A 19,285-nucleotide genomic window follows, 5' to 3' on the forward strand; every position below is an offset into this window, starting at 1 on the left:
GCAGCTTGTTTGCCCCAAAAAATCTATCATTTTAATTTTGCAATACTTGAATTATTTTTTGGAATTTATCTTTATTCGGGGTAAGCTGTCGCGCAGAGATTGGCGATCGCTATTTCGAGATGAAGTTATCCAAGAGTCTCGATCATCTGCGCTCACAAAGAGCAATGAAAATTGTCTTTTCCCTACTCCCTACTCCCTAATCCCCATTTCCCACTCACCAGGAAGCGTAAGCACTGATAAGATGCGAACAATTGCAGAAATTAACGAGAAAATTAAGCGCCAACGTGCGGTGGTGTTGACAACTGAAGAATTAAAAGCGCGAGTTGTAGAAATTGGTGTTACTAAAGCTGCTAAAGAAGTCGATGTAATTACCACTGGTACTTTTGAGCCGATGGAATCAAGTGGTGCAATTATCAATCTGGGACATACCGATCCCCCGATAAAAATTCGTCGTTGTTGGTTAGATGGCGTGCCAGCATACTCTGGTTTTGGGGCAGTAGATTTATATTTAGGTGCGAGTTGCGCTGTGGAGACGACGGATGGGGAGGAAGTGCGAGAACGTGGTGGGGGTCATGTAATCGAAGATTTGATCGCTGGTAAATCTATACACGTGAAAGCACAAGGACAAGTAACAGATTGTTACCCCAGAGCAAATTTTGAAACTACAATTACCAGTGACACAATTAATCAGTTTTATTTATTCAATCCGCGCAATCTTTATCAAAATTTTATTGTTGGTGTAAATGGTGGCGATCGCCCACTCTTCACCTATCTCGGCCCTTTACAACCGCGTCTGGGGAATGCTGTTTATTCTAACCCAGGTGCGATTTCCCCCTTACTCAACGATCCCGATTTGCAACTCGTTGGTATAGGTACTCGAATTTTTTTAGGCGGCGGTATTGGCTACGTCGCTTGGGAAGGCACTCAGCACTTCCCCTTACAAAAGCGTTTAGCCAATCGCACACCGATTGGGCCTTCTGCCACTTTAGCTTTAATTGGTGATGCCAAGCAAATGGATGCTCATTGGGTGCGGGGGTGTTATTTCAAAAGTTATGGCCCCTCATTAATGTTAGGGGTTGGTGTACCACTACCTGTATTAAATGAACAAGTAATTGAACACTGCGCCGTCCAAGATCAAGACTTAGTAGCCCCAATAGTAGATTTTTCCATTCCCCGGCGCGTCCGTCCTACCTTTGGTTTGGTGAGTTACGCCCAACTCAAATCTGGGCGGATAACTATAGAGGGCAAAGCAGTACGCTCTGCCCCCTTAGCGAGTTTGTTTTTTTCTAGGCAAGTCGCCCTAGAGTTGAAAAAGTGGATCGAAGCAGGTACGTTTACCCTGACAGAACCAGTTTCTCCAATTCCGATGGAGCGATCTTTTCTACCCCAAGACCGTCGGACGGATTTTTGATTGGAGCAGGGAGCAGGGGAGCAGGGGAGCAGGGGAGCAGGGGAGCAGGGGAGCAGGGGAGCAGGGGAGCAGAGGAGAAGTAGGAGTAAGTCTTTCCCCTCTGCTCCTCTGCCCCTCCGCACCTCTGCCTTTTGTACCCCATGCCCAATGCCCAATGTCCCATACCCTAATCTTGAGTCGGTTTCGGTCGCTTGATGGGTTTAGGAGCGGGTGTTCTTGGTATAGGTTTTGACACCACTGAGGTGTCGCCGCCTGTACTCGTTTTCTTAATGGGACGAGGGGTTTCGCCAGTGCGTCTGGGGGGGAATGGTTTTCTACCACCAGCACCACCACTGCCAGCACGAGGTCCACCTTTAAATGGTGGTTTGCGTTTTTTGGGCAAATCAGCGATCGCCTCAGCTTTTTCTACTATCAAAACGTCAGCTTCTCGCTTGGCTTGGAAGTCCCAGAATTTACCCACTGCTTTGGTGGTTAGCACACCCCTCAATTTCAACTTAAAATATTTGGGTTTGTCAGTTGATTTGCGTGGAGCCTGCCTAATTTTGACTACCAAGCTTTTAGCATCAAAAGATTGGTATACTACTTCACCACGAACAGAAAAACCACCATCTGCAACTTCTGATGAAGGTTTCAGGGCAGTTGTATTTAGTTCAGAGTTCTCGGATAAGCCATCATCGAGTGTCTCTAATTGCAACTCCAAATCCGATTCGTCCTCATCTGTTGAGTTTTTAGCCAGATTTTCTGGTTCCCAAACTCCGACGATTTGGATATGCAAGGTGTCATTTTCTTGTCTAGTACGTGGATATACTACCCACAAGTGTTCTTTTTCTAAGTCTAGATGATTCTTGACTAAGCTCATAATCCGGCCTAGGAGGACGGCATTGAGTTCTACACCATCTGGAGTCAGCAGAGTACCTTGAGTAAATTGTTCGCTGCTAGCATGATAGCGACCCCGGACTAAGCCGATCGCTCGATACTGCATCGGTTCGCTGGGAGGCGGAATCGGTTGCTGGCGATTAATCAAGTTCCCATTTGAGTCAGTTTCGCTGGGGTTGACAGGCAAATTGTCAACTTGTTTAGAGGACTGGGCTGCTATATGAACATTAGCGGCTGCCTCTACGTTAGTTGGGCCCTGGTTAGAGGCAGAAGAATTGGAAGATTCAGGCAACGGCATCAGGTCGGAATTCATAAAAACTCCTTGCGGCGGAGACACATCCCATTGTGGGATTTTACAAAGGCAGCTGGAAAGAGCATTTGTGCGACTGATGAAAGTATATTGGCTTTTCACAAAATCACACTAGGGTACTCTATACAATCCTAAAGGCGCTAAATTTAATGTATAAACACTAAATGTCTAATTTAGCGGCTTTACACTAGTTTCGGAAGCATATCATAGCTACAATTCTGACGGCTCCTCCTAAAGTCATCACTTACTTTAGCAGTGTGGATAGTTAATTGTTATAAAATTCACAGGCAATTGGCGGTATTCCGCAAAGTTTTGGAAATTTTTAACTTTACGATTTGTGTAAATGATAATGTCATTAAAATTTAGGAGAAAGACAAAACTGTGTCTCAACCGCGCAATCGTTGGATAGTTCAAGTCATCTTAGCGGTGGCAATTCTTGCTTTTGTGGGTGTTTCGGTGATTCCCATAATTGGAGCATTTAATAATACGCCACCCTCAAGTCAAAATACCGCTAGCACCAGAGGCAGTTTGTCCTCCGCTGACCAAAAATCAAAACTGGAAGACGAAGCACGGGGTTATGAACAGGTTTTGCAACGGGAACCAGAAAATCAGACTGCGCTTAAGGGTCTGTTACAGGCGCGGCTGCAATTACTGAGTCAAAAAGATAAAAGTGAGGTTAAACCAGCTGATATCCAAGTTGTCATTGAACCCCTAGAAAAGCTAGCAAAACTGAATCCCGAACAGTCAGAATATTCAGTGTTACTAGCTCAAGCCAAACAGCAAATTGGCGATCGCGAAGGAGCCGCTCAAGCTTATCGCTCAATTTTGTCCACGAAACCAGGCGATTTGAAGGCTTTGCAAGGAATGGTGGCTCTATTGATCAGTCAGCAACGCCCCGAAGCAGCCATTGGTTTGTTGCAAGAAACCCTCTCTAATGCAGCCCAAGCAAATACAATTCAGCCTGGAAGTGTAGATATAGTAGCCGTGCAGGTGCTGTTAGGTTCTGTTCATGCTTCCCAGAAACGTTACGCTCAAGCTAGCTCTGTATATGACCAAGCGATTAAGAAAGATCCCAAGGATTTTCGCCCCGTCGTGGCAAAAGCGATGCTCCTGAAACAACAGGGCAAAAACGCAGAAGCAAAACCTTTATTTGATAGTGCCGCAGCTTTAGCCCCTGCTAAGTACAGAGACGAAATTAAGAAGGCAGGAACGGTTTCCCCAATTCCTAAATCTGCGACCTCTCCCGCGCCTTCATTGGGAAATACTCCTAAGTAATGGGCATTGGAGAAGAGGAGGCAGCACTTCTCTACGAGACGCTGCGCTCAGTGACCAGGGGGCAGAAGTTCTTTAATTTTGAATTTTGAATTTTGAATTGATTTCTCCCCTGCTTCTTCCCCTCACGCTCCTTCAATGGCAGCAACAATACCAAAGACTAAAAACAGGCATCCGCCAATAAAAGTGAGTTGACGCTCAGAAATGCGTCCGGCAATCATTTTGCCGCCGATAACTGCGATCGCAGCACAAATAGAATGTCCTAAAATTGCACCTATTGTGACTCCAATGGGGTTATTACCTGCGGCTAGGGCAATAGTGGCAATTTGGGTGCGATCGCCCCACTCTGCCATAAATGTCAACACAAAGGCTTCTATAACAATTGCCAACTGAGTCTTTTGCTTTGGTAACTGCAAATCTGCTTGTTTCACCGCTGCTTCGGCTTCTTCCACAACTTCTGTATCACAAGCAGCAGCGGACATTTTACTAGCGTCATACAACAGCTTGATACCGAAGGCAATAAATAAAGCTATTTCGGCGTAATGAATATAAACTTTTGGCAACAAAGATACCGCTTGTCCAAATATCACCGAAAGGATTGTCATCGCCGCCAAAGCAGCTGTCACACCTACAAACACCAGCCGCCGTGGGTGGTGCATTGCCAAAATCACAGCAATAAAAAATGTTTTATCGCCTAACTCTGAAACCGTGATTAGTAACAAACCTGCGGTAAAAGCTGTTAACACTCTCTCAAGCTCCTGAAGAATCGTTTACCGATGTGAAGCTTGATGAGAGCCAAAAGACCTCACCAAGTTTACACTTTTCGGTGTGAACTTAGTGAAGGTCTCGCTTTCAAATATTGGTTACTTGCCATCTGAACCAGGCTCATCGCCAGTATGTTGATTCAGATGTACTGGCTTTCAAGTTTTCTGCCAGCAGCTACTCCCCTTCTATGCGTTCATAATCATACATATTTTCCATGTATTAAGTCAAGAGAGTAGCCAATATAGAGGTATAATTTTAGAGTGAAGCGGTACATACAGACCAATTCAGGGCTTACTGAGGTAAAAACTCATCATCTGTGACTTCTGCTAGCTCGTATGGGCAGTTCAGAGGAAACAATTCCATTGACAAGCCAGTTTCAGCTTTTGCTTGCTTAACCGCTTGTGTGTAACACTCAGCAAAAACTATCTCAAGATAGGATTTGAGACTAGGTGAATCATCTAGAGCTTCTTTGACACGTCTACGATGTTCAATTATGCTTCCTTCCCAGCTACCGCTTCTTTTGTCGGGCTGAAATTGCCATTTGAGCAAATGCATCAGAATTACAATCAGATTACTCTTGAGACTCCGGCGCTCACTCCTTCCCATATCGGCAATTTCTTCAATTAGGTTCTCCCACTCAACGTTTGCGTAATCCTGACTTTGCAATTTTTCTACAGTCGTTTCTATCCATTGCAAGTAATCAGTCTCATATAGGGTTTGGGAATGTGCCTTTAGGGAAGACATAGCAGTTTCCATCAGAAATCTTTAGATAATATCTCACATATCTTTACAATTAACATCGGTGCGTTAGACTTTAACGCACCCTACGGCCTAAAGTAATTGCTAATTGTCTACAACTTTACTAAATTTACATCCTAGTAAACTCAACGACGTGCGCCGACTGGTAGAAGTGGATTTTCTCTACCCAGTTGATGCTACGCCCCCTCAAATGCTGACAATTCAAACTGTAGACCAAACATAAGGCAGTCCCGATAAAACAAGTTTCAAAAGCCTTGAATGAAAGAATAACTGGGGACACAACGACCACTGAGCGTGGTCGTTGTGTCCCCAGTCCCCAGTAAAGAGTCCCTTACCTCTACGAGTGATTCAGAAATCAAAGACGCTCGATAGCGCAGCGTTAGCGACGCAGGAGCGTCTGACTCGCTACCGCTTCGCTATCGGATTGCTATACGTCTTTGCTTTAGTGCAATTTCTGATAAAACAGATGTTGTTCTGAGTTTGCTGGGTCAAAATAGAAAACATGACGATTGAATCCAATTCCTCTAATCTACCAACCCCAGAACCAGGGCCCGAAAACGATTCGCAACCAAATGACTTTGACGGTAGTGCAACTGAGAAGAACCTTAATTCAGAAGTACTAGCGTCACAACAAGCACTAACAGCGATCGCGTCTTTAAAATCTCCCCAATATACAACTGCATTACAACAAGCTCGTTCTGAAGTCAAGCAACCTATTACCAACCAATTCACCGTTAAGCCGAGGGCATTGCTGATTACTCTAATCGCGATCGCCATCACCTTTATTGGAATTATCCTCAATAACTGGATCGTTGGTATTATCGGAACATTGATAACCTTGCTGTTATCCCTGGCGATATTATTGCCTTGGTTCCAAGAAGTTTTAGACGAGTGGTTTTCAGCCCAAGAACGCACCCTGTTTGTAGCCTTTTTGGGACTAATAGTAGCCATCATCGGCACGATTAGATTCACAGGTGTAGGCGATCGCTTGCTTGTTTTGGGACGCAAAATTAACTGGGACATTGCTGGAACCCTAGCAGATTGGTTTGGCGCTTTGGGGCAAATTCTCATCGCTATCATTGCCGTTTACGTAGCATGGCGACAATATGTCATTTCCAAAGACTTGACAATTCAGCAAAACCTGCTAACAGTTCAGCAAAACATTATCACCCAGCAACAGACGATTGATTCCTATTTCCAAGGCGTTTCCGACTTAGTATTAGATGAAGAAGGATTATTAGAAGATTGGCCCCAAGAAAGAGCGATCGCGGAAGGACGCACTGCGGCAATTTTAAGTAGTGTCGATGGTAGTGGGAAAGCGAAAATTCTCCGTTTTTTGTCACGTTCCAAGTTGCTCTCACCCCTACAACGCGATGGCCGATTAGGTCGAGCCATTCTTGACGGGAGTGGCGGATATGCAGAAGACCGCCTTGAAGGTGTGCGCGTCATCGATTTAGGCGTAATGCTAGCCGCCGCAGACCTTCAAGGCACTGATTTGCGTTGGACTGATTTGAGCGAAGCTAATCTTGTCCGCGCTAATCTGGTCGGTTGTGATTTAGTAAAAGCCAATCTCTCGCGCACAATTTTATATAATGCTAATCTCAGTGGTGCTGACCTGAACGGGATTCGCCTATTCTACGGTGTACTGGAAAAAGCATCACCCCGCAGTCGCACTGAACGACCAGATTATGAAACCGGCGAACACACTGGCGCTGTGGTGGAAAATGCCGATTTTACGAATGTACAACGGATGTCTGAGTCTGCGCGTTGCTACTGTTGCACTTGGGGTGGTGAAAAAACCAGAGGTACTATTCCTGGTGGTTGTGAAGGTATTCCTAATAAGTTGGGAAGATAGTTATACCAAGTTCAATACAGTTCAGAATGAGCAACAAAACACTTGTAGAGACGGCGATTTATCGCGTCTTTGTGATGATTTATCGCATCTTTAGCGATCTAAAATTTTCATCAAAAAACCTTAAGCGAACCGTATTGATACTGCTCTTAATTATTTTAACTAGCTTTAATTAGGCAAAAGTCAATTGACTAATACGCTTCAAAATCCGCAGTACATTATATAACTCATTGCCACGGTTACGGACATCAAAAATATCCGAAGTGGTATAGCGAGGAGGATAACCTTTGAGTAGTTTAATGAACATAAAACTGCCACCAGAAGTAATCATGCCAAATACTACATCTTGTGACTGGGGAGCAGCCAGCATATATGCCAGAATTTGGTCAAGTCCTGCTTCTACCGAATAAGCAACCTGTTTAGACTCAATAACTGTTACCCAGAATTTTTGATTTAGAAGTAAGAAGTCAATTCGTCCTTTGATGATAGTTTGTTTGTCTTGTGTTTCAATCTCGATAGATTTCTCTAATTTGACGTGAAAAGGAGGTAAATAAAACTTGCCAATGAATAGCAGTCGTGATAAAACAATCGTGTTAACTGTATTTTCTAATAAAGGCGGATAGTTTCGTAAATTTATGTAACCTGCCTTGATTTGATCCAATAGCTCCTTTTCTAAACTTGTCAGTTCTGGTAGGTCATCTTGCCACTCTCGAAAGAATTCTTCCGAATCAACTAACTCTAATCCATAGAGCAATATTAGTTGCTCAAGTGTGACGTTATCCGCAGCAAGAGTTTGAACCATAATGTTAATCAAGGAGTAGAAAAATCTACCAGTTTAGTAATTCTCACCTTCAGGTAGAGTGAGGATTTCAACGCCGTCTTCAGTTACAGCTAAGGTATGCTCACATTGAGCAGAAAGCTTGCGATCGCGCGTTACCGCAGTCCATTTATCGCTGAGAACTTCGACTTCGTAAGTACCTTCGTTAATCATTGGCTCAATAGTAAAAACCATCCCCGATCTGAGGCGCTTGCCCTTACCACGAGTGCCATAGTGGGGAACATCCGGCGCAGTATGGAAAATATTACTGATGCCGTGGCCAACGAAATCTCGCACCACAGAAAAGCCTTGTCCTTCAGCATACTCTTGAATGGCTGCACCAATGTCGCCAATGCGTGCCCCAGGTTTAACTTCAGCAATACCTAGACGGAGACACTCTTCTGTCACCTCTACTAGCTTCCTCGTTTTTGGGGAAGGAGTACCAACAAAAAATGTCTTGGATGTATCGCCGTGATAACCTTCAACAATGGGCGTTACATCAATATTAATGATGTCACCTTCATTAAGAATTTGCTTGGCGTTGGGAATGCCGTGACAAATTACCTCATTTACACTGGTGCAAATCGATTTAGGATAACCCTTATAGCCAAGGGGTGCGCTTTTTGCGCCATGCGCTTGTGTCCAGCGTTCGGCTTCATCATTTAGTTCGAGAGTGCTAACCCCTGGTTTCACAAACGGTTCGAGATGCTGAAGGAGTTTAGCAGCTAAACGCCCAGCTTGACGCATTTTCTCTATTTCTCGTTGGGATAAAATAACAATTAGTTCAGTTTTCATTAACTTTTATCTAAAGTATCTTTCATAAACATAGTTAACCCTGTCTGTGCAGCTCTTTGTGCAGTATCAGCAACCTTGAGGGTATACAAGCTCTCCTCTGGGGTAACGTACAAAGGAGTGCCATCAAAAAGATGGTCTAACACCATACTCGTATCTTTGGCAAACAAACCCCGGCGAGGCCCAACCTCTATAGGTGTTGTTTCCCCTGGCTGGACGAATATTCCGGTGTCGCCATCAAAAATTAAACCACCTTTTTCACCGTGAACTTCAAACTTGCGTTCTGATTGCCAAATACTTCCGCCTTTACCATAGACTACTTGGGCTAAAAGTCCACTGTTAAAGCACAGTTCACTAGTGCAGAAACAGGTTTGGTAGTATTCCGGTTCTATTTCCCAATATCGTTGGTGACAGTTAACAGTAAATACTGTACCAAATAAATCGATGAGGCGATGTAGGCGAGACAGCGCCCCAATTAAGGGAAAGCCAAAAAACTCGTGGTTATAAGTCCATTTGCGGGGTGCAGGATTTTGAGGATTGATGGTGCTGTAGCGAACATAAAACACCTCACCAACTTTGTCTAAGTTTTGCTTCAAAGCTTGATGCAAACCACCCAAAAGTTCCAGATGTTCAACGTGTAGGAGTTTTTGTTTTGCTTTGGCTAAAGCAATCAGTTCCTCAGCCTCAAACACATCCAGCGAAAGAGGATACTCTACAATCACATGTTTGCCGTTGGTAAGTGCTGCACGCGCGATCGCACCATGATCTCGATTAATAGTTGAGATCGCTACTAGGTCTATATCTTCACGCTCTACTAGCTCTTGGCAAGTATTCAAGACTTCAATTTGGTACTCTCTAGCAAAGGTTTCGGTTTTTTCTCTTGTATGACCAACAACTGCGACTAAGTGCGATCGCTCATCATTGAACAATGCCTCAGCCCGAAACTTTGCCGCATACCCAGTACCTACCAAACCTACACGCACTCTTGCTTTTTCCAAAGCTGCTTCTGAATTATACATGATCCTCATTAGTTCTGTTTTTGATCTTCCCACGCTTCTAGTGGTGAGATTCTCTCTTCATGGGGTTCACCAGTCTAGACTCTACAACATTCGTCCTACCCCCTCAAGGGCAAATAAGACTTTATTGGAAGCTAGATAGAATTACGTGTACTTAAAAAGGCAGACTTCAAAAGAAAAGCCCCTTTTTTACCCATAATGTCAGAAATTTGTCAATACAATGAACAAAAAAATGGCAAAAGACAAATTACATCTCTACTGTACTGTTATGTTTCTTTCATTTATAACGGGCGCGTTTAAATCAGATTAGAAAATGAAACAGCCCTACTTTTTAAAGGAGTTGGGGAATCTCTTCTACGTAAGTCCTACAAAATATCGGTAACATTAACCTTACTCATGTTTCCTTTTCTGGTATATAACTTTTTCTAATTACAACCTGACTAGGGTAGAAAATAATATAACGAAAACTTATCAGGATTAAGTAACTAAATTTCATTACTAATCGGGTTCAATTTCCAGTTACATCGTTTAATTTTTCTCGTAGTATCAGAATTGAAGCAAATTTAAACCAGCGGCTAATTCCACAGAACAGCCGTGACCTTTGCCTTAAGATAACTTATACTGCCGTTTACAAAAGAGAGGATTACTCAATGCCAACTTATAAAGTGACACTACTCAACGAAGCCGAAGGTCTGAACCAAACACTTGACGTTGATGATGATGTCTATATTCTAGATGCTGCTGAAGAAGCTGGTCTTGACTTGCCCTACTCTTGCCGCGCTGGTGCTTGCTCGACCTGTGCAGGTAAAATCACCAAGGGTACTGTCGATCAGGGCGATCAGTCATTCTTAGATGATGAACAAATAGAAAAGGGATATGTACTGACTTGTGTTGCTTACCCAACCTCTGACGTAACAATCGAAACTCACAAAGAAGAAGACCTTTACTAAGAGTTAAGCGACTCAAACATGAACCTCTTGCAAGAGTTACTAATGTCGACAAAATAGAATCAGGATATCTAGAGTTAACACCTTTGCAATGTAATGCCGTGTATAACTCTGAAAACGACTTTGACAAAAAGTCTAATTTTATGATGAGCAGGAACACAGTGAATCTTGTGTTCCTGCTTAATTTTTTATCTATTTTTTGTCTCTTCTTAATTCCCAACTCCTAGCTAAAAATGCAACTTGAATGCCAATAGCTTAAAGCTTAATCTCTTTGTTGAGAATTTGAATCTGAGTACCAGGATAGTAAAACTGGAGAATTTTTGGACTTGACCAACCTAGTTTCGCTAAATTCTGAGCGCCAGTTTGACTCAAGCCGACTCCATGTCCTAATCCACCACCAATAAAAGCGTATCCCCAGAGTTCCGATTTGCCTTTGTTCAGGGGTTGGATGTAAAAAAGCGTACTTGTAGGGGCTGCAAAAGCACTGCGAACTTCGTCTTTGTGCAAAATAAAGGTGCTGCGATCGGTTTTAACTGCAAGTTCAAGAATACGTCCACTCTGGCTTCGCTCTACTACTGCCATAGCCTGAATGGTCTTAAATTTGGCATGGGGACTGTTTTTCACCTGTAAAAATTTTTGCAAGTCCTTGATAATATCCTTTAAAGGGGTTTCCTTATGCCAACGAAACATATCCCACTTGCTTTCATTAAATCCTTGTTGCGTATTAATAAATTTCTGGAAATTCTTTTCATCTGCTAAACTCTGCTTAGACAAGTCCCAAAAATTGGTCGGAGCATCCAGCACAGGGCGCAAGTAGGGACGATCTTCGCCATTCCAGACATCGCTAAAGGAAGCGGTGACGCCACCAGTGGTAGAAGAATAGAGGGCGTCTACTAGTTGATTTTTATAAGTTAGTATTTTACCCCTAGTTGAGGCGATCGCTTGGTCTGTTTTGGCAGCTGCTCCCTTCAGCCCATAATAAACTTGGCAGTGAGTATCAGCACACAACTGATAATTATCTGCGGCAAACCTACGTAAATTTCTCAAGGCATAAGTCCGGGCGAGAATTGCCTGAGCTTCCAGCGCCGCTTTTGGTGCATCTGTTCCTATTTCGTAAGGTACAACTCCACGCAAATAAGTTTCTAAAGGTACTTGGTTAACGAGAGTGTATGTGCCATAAGCATTTGGCTGCAAATTGATTTGGCCGGCATAAAGACGAGCATTTTCTGGTTTCTCGCTTTTATTCACCCGAATCAAGTTTTTATCAGTGCTAATTTCCAAGTCATTCGGGCTATAGCGATTACCATCCACTACCCAACTCACTCGCGGCACTTGTTTCAAAACTTTAGTATCAAGATATACTTTTTCTTGAGTATAAGCTTGGATGTTTTGTAATAACAAGCGTCGCAGTAAAGGAGTGCTGTAAACATCTCGTTTAGCCCAAACCTGCCAGCGTTCTGGCTGGGCTATTTCCACTTCCATTCCCTGAGAACGCCATTTATTAGCACTATCTTCCGCAGTTTCAAAAGTACGGTATGTGCCCAAAACTACTACTTCTTCGATTGCTGGCTGGGGTAAAGCTTGCATGACTGTTTCTAGCTTTACAGGATTCTTAGTAAACAGGATTTGCTGCTTATTGCCCGCTTGAAATTTTAACCTTAAGCGATCGCCTTTGATGGGTTCCAGTTGTAGCTTGGCTGTGGCTTCGGCGCCAAATCGCTGCACAATCCCAATTTTCAGTTCTATATCCTGGATATTGCTCTCAGGGCCTGATGCAGCAGTCAGTCCCAATAGACAAAATGTTGTCAGCACAGTGTGGGAAAAACGCCAAAACGAAAATTTCATGGCTACCTGATAGGGAAGCGATAGCGAGTACTCAAGCGCCTTCTGCCCCTTAATGCGTCGTTGGAGCTGATTTTCCAATTGCTTTGTAGCGCGGTTTTTTTGTCGCATGAATGCTCCAATGATACCATTACCAATTTTGCCCTAAATACTAGTTGCAAAACGAAGTCATAATGACTATGATTTATTTAGAGAGAAAAAACAGAACTAGTTGGATAAACTCTTTATGATTAGAGTCCAAGAAATTCCATTAAATCAGATAAAACGGCCATTGCCTCGTACAAACGATCCAAATAAAGTACAAGCCTTAATGGAATCGATTGCGGAGATTGGGCAGCAAGAACCTATTGATGTCCTAGAAGTAGATGGACAATATTATGGCTTTTCTGGTTGCCATCGGTATGAAGCTTGCCAGCGCTTAGGCAAGGAAACCGTTTTAGCCAGAGTCCGTAAAGCACCCCGTAGCGTTTTGAAGATGCACTTAGCATAGACAATGGGGATTGGGGACTAGGGACTGGGGACTAGGAATCAAGGGCTTAATTTTCTTGCCAATCCCCAATGCCCCATTCGCAATTTTCAATCCCCAATTACATATAACCTAATTAGGAGAAAATTATGTCATCGAAAGTAACAGTCAAAAATGTAAATATCGGCATTGACGAGGCGAGTAGGGCTAAAATTGCCGATGGTTTATCTCACCTGTTGGCTGACACTTATACACTGTATCTGAAAACTCATAATTTTCATTGGAATGTAACGGGGCCGATGTTTCAAACGTTGCATTTGATGTTTGAGACCCAGTATACAGAATTAGCGTTAGCAGTTGATTTAATAGCTGAGAGAATTAGAGCGCTTGGCTATCCCGCACCAGGAACCTACAGCGAATACGCCAAACTGAGTTCGATTCCAGAAACTCCTGGAGTTCCTAAAGCTGTGGAAATGATCCGCTTGTTAGTGGAAGGACAAGAAGCCGTAGTCAGAACTGCACGATCTATTTTCCCTGTGATAGAGGAAGTTAATGACGAGCCTACCGCCGATTTATTGACTCAGCGGATGCAAGTACACGAAAAGACAGCTTGGATGTTGAGAAGTTTACTGGAAGAATAGGAATTAGGAATTAGGGACTGGGGACTGGGGACTAGGGACTAGGAACTAACAAATAAAGACTTAATTTTTTTGCCAGTCACCAATCCCCAATCCCCAATCCCCAATCCCCAGTCACCAATCCCCAATCCCCAATGTCCAATGCCCCATTCCCAAAAGTTGCAAGATTTCATGCAACAGGTAGGTATTTCTAGTTTTAAAGCGCTGAGTCGCGCTGCTGGCGTCTCAGAGCGTCAAATTTTGCGATTACGCCAGGGAAAGCTAGAGCAGATGCGGGTAGATGTGCTACTCAAGCTGTCGTCAGTGCTACAGATGCCATTAAGTGAATTAATCGCAACTTTTTCAACCGTAGAGTTATTACAAGAGAAAACAGCGCCAACTCAGGAATTGTTACAAGAAATTACAAATTTAAGAAAAGAGTACGATCGCTCGCAGCTTCAATTAGAGCAACAGCGAGAAATATTACTACAAGAACTCCAGCAGTCGAGTTTGCAACTGCTGGAGTCTTTATTATTGCAATGGCCAACAGCAGCAAAGACAGCGCAGGAGAATCCCCAGCTAGCAGCAATCAAAATAGTGCCGCTGGTACAGAAACCCCTAGAAAAGCTTTTACAGGCGTGGGGAGTGGAAGCGATCGCCCCTGTGGGAGCACAATTACCCTACGATCCCCAACTGCACCAATTGCTGGAGGGAACTGCACAACCTGGAGAAACAGTCAAAGTCCGCTACACTGGCTACCTTCAAGGTGAGAAGCTGCTTCACAGAGCTAAAGTGAGTCCTGTTTGAGAGAGTGAGGAGTTGGGAGTAACAAATTCACAACTCTTTACTTTTTGTATTGTCTGTCGAGAAATCACAGATATTGGGAATACTAAAATAGCAGAGGCGATCGCCTTCAGAAAACTTCTTTTAAAGCCTTAGTGTCGGTTCTAGCTTGCTTGGCGCTGTTTAAACCTAAATTTTTGGCTCTAGAGCGGTAGTTCAGAGGTAAATTATTTCAATTATGTAAGTAATTGGACATAAATAAATATAGATCCTAGTTACCATCATAAGTACTCAGGGAGGAAAAGCTACTGCTAGACTCGGTTTAGCTATGTGTAGGCCTAGCCCGCCATAAGCATTGCTGCAACTAGTTGAATTCTGAATTGCTTAATGACAGTTATTATCATGAGATTTATTAGAGAATCTCAGTTTTGCAAAAATTTTTGGTAAATAATCTGAAAAGCAGTAACTTCAGCTTGTATGTAAGTATATATCTAAATCCATGAGATACAAGTAAGTCGGCGTTAAAAATTAACATACATGACAAAACATCAAATCAACGAACCGCTTATAAATTCGTCATGACAACATTTTTACAAAAATAAATATACCAGTTGTTTATCATGCCAACTGACTTAGCTTGTTTATTTATAATTGGTCTATTTCTAGTAAGAAAACTATACTGAATTAAGCTAATAATTTGTTTTGATTACAAAAAAATAGATTCAAAATTTTATAATTAATCTTTATCTATACCTGATTAATTATTAATGATTACTCAATAGATAATCTTAAATTTTATTTTACAAGCATTTTTAAATGTTCTATAATGGCGAAATCAGAGAATTATTTACACAAATCAGAGTGACATAATGATGAGAGAACAAGTAAAAGTTATTAAGCTTAGTGGTAATTTGAACGCCACAACTTCACAAGACTTTCGACAAAACATCACTGATATTCTAGAAGGTGGTGCAAAAATTGTGTTAGTTGATTTTAAAGATGTAACGTTTATGGATAGTTCGGGTTTGGGAGCTTTAGTATTAGCTTTTAAAACCTTGCGTGCCGCAGATACTAAGCTTGTTCTCTGCTCAATTAATGAGCAAGTCAGGATATTATTTGAACTGACTAATATGGATAAAGTATTTGAAATCTTTCCTAGTCAAGATGCCTTTAATCAGGTTTTAGTCTCTAATACGTAATTAATCAAACTTCATTTGCAAAATAGATAAATCATCATCAAAAGCATCTTTGGAGTTCAGAGCGATTAAATAACTTAGTACGCGATCGAGTTGGTTATCAACAGGATCTTGTAAGCTAACCAGGAGCTGAATAAAAGCATCCAAACTCCAAAGTGTGCCGTCTGATTTAGTTATTTCATAAGCGCCATCACTAAAAATATAAAGGGTACTGGATTTTTCAATATTGCAAAACCCATCAAGATATTTTGCCTCTGGAAACATGCCAACTGGCATACCAGGGGTTTTTAATAGTTGAACTTCAGCTTTTCTGGGAGATGTGCCGGTTACTAAAACTGCTGGTGGATGACCTGCACTAGCATAAATTAACTGGCGGTTGATTCGATTGTAAACTCCGTACCAAATCGTAAAGTATTTGTCATTTTGATAATTCATCTGAAAAGTGTCATTTAAAGCCTTCAATACATCACTAGGTTGATAGTAATCAAGACCTTTGAGCGCACGAGAACGCAGTAGATTCAGCACTGAAACAGAGGGAAGAGTAGCTTTGAGTCCATGTCCGGCGGTATCGAGTAAGTAAATTGCCAGATAATCATCATCGAGCCAATAGTAATCAAAACAGTCACCGCCGAGTTGTCGTGAAGGAATGAATCGGAAATTTATATTAAAGGGTTCAGTCATGGAAAAAGGTAGCAGCGATCGCACATATTCTGCTGCTTCTGACATTTCTGATTCTAAAAGCAACTTTTGAGCCTGCAAATCTCTACTCAACTGATGCAGGCGTAATCCCGCTCTTACGCGTGCTTGCAATTCATTATGCTCAATAGGTTTAGAGATAAAATCATCAGCACCAGCATCTAAACCTTTGACACAATCGGCAACGGAATCTAAGGATGTTAATAAAATAAAGAATGTGGTGAAAAATTTGGGGTCTGTCTTAATGCGGTGGCAAACTTCTAGTCCAGTCAACCCCGGCATGATCCAATCACAAATAATTAGTGCTGGATGATAAACTAGTGCCTTTTCTATTCCTTCCTCGCCGCTACTGGCAGTAACGACCTCATAACCCTGTTTTTCCAACATCCTTTTCAGGAGTATTTTTATTGAATGGTCATCATCAATTATTAGTATTTGAAACATATAAATTTTTTGAAAACACTCATTAATAATTTTTTTGTCAAAATAGAAAATAAAAATATGATATGAGCGAATAAGCTAGTAGTATCAATACAGAAATGCTGCTATAGCGCTTATCGTACCCTGCGGGTACTCCTTATCCCTTGGCGTTGCCTCTCCCTTTGGGAGAAGGGGAGACGCTAGCGCGAATAGAGAACTTGTAAAGTAGCCGCTACGCGTCTATGTATGCAATAGGCTTTGACTCCTCTCTCTTTTTCTCTTTTTAAGAGAGAGTACCCTACGTTGTAGCAACAGGCGTAAGGAGTTGAGGGTTTGGTCTTTATTAGACTCAAATGAGAAGTACCATAACTCATTTCTATTTACTCATGGAATTTACGACTGTTTAACAGTCATAAAATATTATGGCGCTCCTAAAGGATTTAGCCATAAAAGAATGTTGCTTTTTAACTGGTTTAAATCGCGGTATGCTTCTTGCTTGAACCATTGTCCTAAAGCATCAAAGGGGGTAAAAGATGTTCCCGTTTGCCATTTAATATCTTGACCTAAAGGTGTTGTATGATTTCCTGGTAAAGTTTGCGCTGTCACCATCTCATCAAAACGTTCTTGTAAGATTTTGGTTAAAGCTGCTGATTGATCGATGGTGTCATTACTAAATTTTATTAATAAATTGCGCCGGATATTGTAAGATTCTTGGACAAGTTTGTTCGTTTCTAACGGCGAAGGAGTAAACTCGATTTTAAAAGTAGAATTGAATTGTTCTACTAGAGGGATAGCTTCTTTAGCGGCGTAGTTGTTGAAGGATATTAAAATATTGCCTGCACGTTCTACTTTAAAAAGGCTACCAATCAGCAAGTGGAGTTTACAGCCCATACTGTGTCCAACGCCGTAGATGGGAAAGTAAAGCTTGCGTAATGCCCCAGAATCATGCAATCGTTCAAGGGTGCGGTCAAAGTTTAATAGCACAGATTTTGCGATCGCAGTATGATCCAATGTATTGACGAAAGGCGTAGCAATTACAACATAGCCTTTACTTGCCAGTTGTTCGAGTAACCAGCGATAAGTGATGTGCGGTGCAGTGGCGACAAATGCACCTCCTAAAAAATGAACGATACCTATGGGATTTCGGGGAATGATTACCCAGTTTCCTCTAATTTCTTTCCAGTCCATGCGGATAAGCGATCGCTTTACGATTATTCTTTATGTTAGACCGAGGATTGCAACCGTGGGAAAGATTATGGAAAAAGCCATTGATAATCTCTGGCGAGTAGGTTGGAAACCAACCCACCCAGCAGCGTCTATGGATTTATCAGAAGCACCTACGCTTTCTCCAACTCTTTCTAAATCCCCATTACAAAACTTAATTACGAATTACGAACTTGTACTGAGCGTAGCCGTAAAGCCTGCGGCATAGCTACGCTTCGGGCGCAGCCTCTCGTAGAGAAGTATTACGAATTACGAATTGTCTTAACGTTGAGTTTGTAATCTTTTCATTTCGTATTGCACATCTAATGCAATTTGTAATGCTTCATTGAGTAACCTTCCATGCTCAGTAGCCTCCTCTGTTACTTGCATAGCTGTTAAAGTTGCTAAATTGTTGACAAATAGTTCTGTATTACTCAGGATAAAATTCTTATTCTCTCTCAAAATTCTTTCTGTCTTTAAAGCGCGAACTAAATCAGCTTTGGTGAGTTTAAGTGCTTCGATTACATCCTCTCTTTCCTTTATAATCACTTCTGGATTACCAGCTTCTTCTATTTGGTCATTGATATCTATAACTCTAATAACAGTATTATATCTATTAACCTCATTTAACAGTATTTGCAGAGATTTTGTCATATTAGCTTTAACAAGCTTACTTCTAGTTTTCCAGATAAAATATAAGATGCTTTGCGTCAAACCACCAACCCACAGACCTAAGAAAATTAATAATATCCAAGATGGAATTGTTATCCATGTAACAAATATTTTAATAATTATATCAAATAAAATATAGACAAAAACAAATGTAGAAAATCCAATAAAAACTACAGTTGCTCCTTCAGAGCTTTTAATTTTTTGTATATATATATTGACTAATCTCTTGAGAGGATTTGTAATGATTAAAAGTTCCCCGTTGACAGGTAAATTAGTCAGCTTTTGCAGATCGTTCTGACTAATTTCCAAGCCCTGTAAATCATCCCGCACAGCTTTTCAACCCTTGCCAGAATAGTTATTTAATCTAATATAGCAATCAAATTTCTAGAATGCTGGCATTTTGTCTAAACTTTTTCGTGCAAGTTAATACTTATAGGCAATGTCAATAATTTTTGTGCAATATGATACTATTTCGCCAAGATAACTAGATAACTATTTATATCACGATCGTGTCCGTATAATTAGTTATGATTTCTACAGTAATTGCACCCCACCCCCAAACCCCTCCCCGCA

The 19,285-nt window shown here is 41.8% G+C and carries 19 protein-coding genes and 1 pseudogene; 10 read left to right on the top strand and 10 right to left on the bottom strand.

Translation table 11 applies throughout. From position 1 onward, the window contains the following. Positions 1–241 precede the first annotated feature (241 nt). Positions 242–1,411, top strand: coding sequence for a homocysteine biosynthesis protein (locus tag V7K61_RS17215; protein ID WP_094351489.1), 1,170 nt, complete (start codon positions 242–244; stop codon positions 1,409–1,411). A 166-nt stretch (positions 1,412–1,577) separates the two neighbouring features. On the opposite strand, the gene V7K61_RS17220 is transcribed toward V7K61_RS17215, so the two are convergent. Beyond that, positions 1,578–2,600: a hypothetical protein gene (locus V7K61_RS17220; protein ID WP_335054934.1), complete on the bottom strand. Its 1,023-nt coding sequence runs from the start codon at positions 2,598–2,600 to the stop codon at positions 1,578–1,580. Positions 2,601–2,978: 378 nt separating this feature from the next. Here V7K61_RS17220 and V7K61_RS17225 point away from each other — a divergent pair, with 378 nt between their 5' ends. Then, positions 2,979–3,872: a tetratricopeptide repeat protein gene (locus V7K61_RS17225; protein ID WP_335054936.1), complete on the top strand. Its 894-nt coding sequence runs from the start codon at positions 2,979–2,981 to the stop codon at positions 3,870–3,872. A 122-nt stretch (positions 3,873–3,994) separates the two neighbouring features. On the opposite strand, the gene V7K61_RS17230 is transcribed toward V7K61_RS17225, so the two are convergent. Together V7K61_RS17230 and V7K61_RS17235 are read right to left on the bottom strand one after the other, a co-directional pair. Continuing rightward, positions 3,995–4,615, bottom strand: a complete 621-nt coding sequence (locus V7K61_RS17230) for a TMEM165/GDT1 family protein (protein WP_335054938.1) — start codon at positions 4,613–4,615, stop codon at positions 3,995–3,997. A 310-nt stretch (positions 4,616–4,925) separates the two neighbouring features. Next, positions 4,926–5,378 carry a DUF29 domain-containing protein gene (locus V7K61_RS17235; protein ID WP_335054940.1) on the bottom strand — a complete coding sequence of 151 codons (453 nt, stop codon included), beginning with the start codon at positions 5,376–5,378 and terminating at the stop codon, positions 4,926–4,928. A gap of 151 nt (positions 5,379–5,529) precedes the next feature. On the opposite strand from V7K61_RS17235, the pseudogene V7K61_RS34140 reads away from it, so the two are divergent. Both V7K61_RS34140 and V7K61_RS17245 read left to right on the top strand, forming a co-directional pair. Further along, a pseudogene (locus V7K61_RS34140) lies at positions 5,530–5,616 on the top strand (DUF3370 family protein); the annotation flags it as partial. Positions 5,617–5,895: 279 nt separating this feature from the next. Next, positions 5,896–7,248 (top strand): pentapeptide repeat-containing protein, encoded by a 1,353-nt coding sequence (locus V7K61_RS17245; protein ID WP_335054944.1) that lies wholly within the window; start codon positions 5,896–5,898, stop codon positions 7,246–7,248. Positions 7,249–7,417: 169 nt separating this feature from the next. Here V7K61_RS17245 and V7K61_RS17250 read toward each other — a convergent pair whose 3' ends face one another. The 3 genes from V7K61_RS17250 to V7K61_RS17260 are packed head-to-tail and all read right to left on the bottom strand — an operon-like array spanning position 7,418 to position 9,873. Continuing rightward, on the bottom strand, positions 7,418–8,047 hold the full coding sequence (locus V7K61_RS17250) for a restriction endonuclease subunit R (protein WP_335054946.1): 630 nt from the start codon (positions 8,045–8,047) through the stop codon (positions 7,418–7,420). A gap of 33 nt (positions 8,048–8,080) precedes the next feature. Further along, the gene (map, locus tag V7K61_RS17255; protein ID WP_335054948.1) at positions 8,081–8,857 is read right to left on the bottom strand and encodes a type I methionyl aminopeptidase; all 777 of its coding nucleotides are present in this window, start codon (positions 8,855–8,857) and stop codon (positions 8,081–8,083) included. Further along, complete coding sequence (locus V7K61_RS17260) at positions 8,857–9,873, bottom strand: Gfo/Idh/MocA family protein (RefSeq protein ID WP_335054950.1); 1,017 nt, start codon at positions 9,871–9,873, stop codon at positions 8,857–8,859. The genes map and V7K61_RS17260 overlap by 1 nt, the downstream gene beginning before the upstream one ends. Before the next feature lie 647 nt (positions 9,874–10,520). On the opposite strand from V7K61_RS17260, the gene V7K61_RS17265 reads away from it, so the two are divergent. Continuing rightward, positions 10,521–10,820, top strand: a complete 300-nt coding sequence (locus V7K61_RS17265) for a ferredoxin (protein WP_094352333.1) — start codon at positions 10,521–10,523, stop codon at positions 10,818–10,820. 252 nt (positions 10,821–11,072) lie between these two features. On the opposite strand, the gene V7K61_RS17270 is transcribed toward V7K61_RS17265, so the two are convergent. Next, complete coding sequence (locus tag V7K61_RS17270) at positions 11,073–12,770, bottom strand: SpoIID/LytB domain-containing protein (RefSeq protein WP_335054952.1); 1,698 nt, start codon at positions 12,768–12,770, stop codon at positions 11,073–11,075. 115 nt (positions 12,771–12,885) lie between these two features. Between V7K61_RS17270 and V7K61_RS17275 the strand changes: the two genes are divergently transcribed. The 4 genes from V7K61_RS17275 to V7K61_RS17290 all read left to right on the top strand — a co-directional run bounded on the left by V7K61_RS17275 (position 12,886) and on the right by V7K61_RS17290 (position 15,724). Next, positions 12,886–13,149: a sulfiredoxin gene (locus V7K61_RS17275; RefSeq protein ID WP_335054954.1), complete on the top strand. Its 264-nt coding sequence runs from the start codon at positions 12,886–12,888 to the stop codon at positions 13,147–13,149. Positions 13,150–13,274: 125 nt separating this feature from the next. Further along, positions 13,275–13,766: a Dps family protein gene (locus V7K61_RS17280; protein ID WP_292739190.1), complete on the top strand. Its 492-nt coding sequence runs from the start codon at positions 13,275–13,277 to the stop codon at positions 13,764–13,766. 138 nt (positions 13,767–13,904) lie between these two features. Further along, a complete protein-coding gene (gene grpE / locus V7K61_RS17285; RefSeq protein WP_335054989.1) occupies positions 13,905–14,549 on the top strand; it encodes a nucleotide exchange factor GrpE in 645 nt (214 codons plus the stop codon). 848 nt (positions 14,550–15,397) lie between these two features. Next, positions 15,398–15,724 (top strand): STAS domain-containing protein, encoded by a 327-nt coding sequence (locus V7K61_RS17290; protein WP_334839671.1) that lies wholly within the window; start codon positions 15,398–15,400, stop codon positions 15,722–15,724. Here the strand turns inward: V7K61_RS17290 and V7K61_RS17295 are convergent, their stop codons facing one another. Together V7K61_RS17295 and V7K61_RS17300 are read right to left on the bottom strand one after the other, a co-directional pair. Beyond that, positions 15,725–16,861 (bottom strand): PP2C family protein-serine/threonine phosphatase, encoded by a 1,137-nt coding sequence (locus V7K61_RS17295; protein ID WP_335054956.1) that lies wholly within the window; start codon positions 16,859–16,861, stop codon positions 15,725–15,727. Positions 16,862–17,257: 396 nt separating this feature from the next. Then, a complete protein-coding gene (locus V7K61_RS17300; RefSeq protein ID WP_094352338.1) occupies positions 17,258–18,025 on the bottom strand; it encodes a DUF1350 family protein in 768 nt (255 codons plus the stop codon). On the opposite strand from V7K61_RS17300, the gene V7K61_RS17305 reads away from it, so the two are divergent. Then, positions 17,988–18,269: a hypothetical protein gene (locus tag V7K61_RS17305; protein ID WP_335054958.1), complete on the top strand. Its 282-nt coding sequence runs from the start codon at positions 17,988–17,990 to the stop codon at positions 18,267–18,269. The genes V7K61_RS17300 and V7K61_RS17305 overlap by 38 nt on opposite strands. Before the next feature lie 53 nt (positions 18,270–18,322). Here the strand turns inward: V7K61_RS17305 and V7K61_RS17310 are convergent, their stop codons facing one another. Then, complete coding sequence (locus V7K61_RS17310; RefSeq protein ID WP_335054960.1) at positions 18,323–19,042, bottom strand: hypothetical protein; 720 nt, start codon at positions 19,040–19,042, stop codon at positions 18,323–18,325. Positions 19,043–19,285: the final 243 nt, after the last annotated feature.

Source organism: Nostoc sp., from assembly GCF_036918015.1.
Lineage (GTDB): Bacteria > Cyanobacteriota > Cyanobacteriia > Cyanobacteriales > Nostocaceae > Nostoc.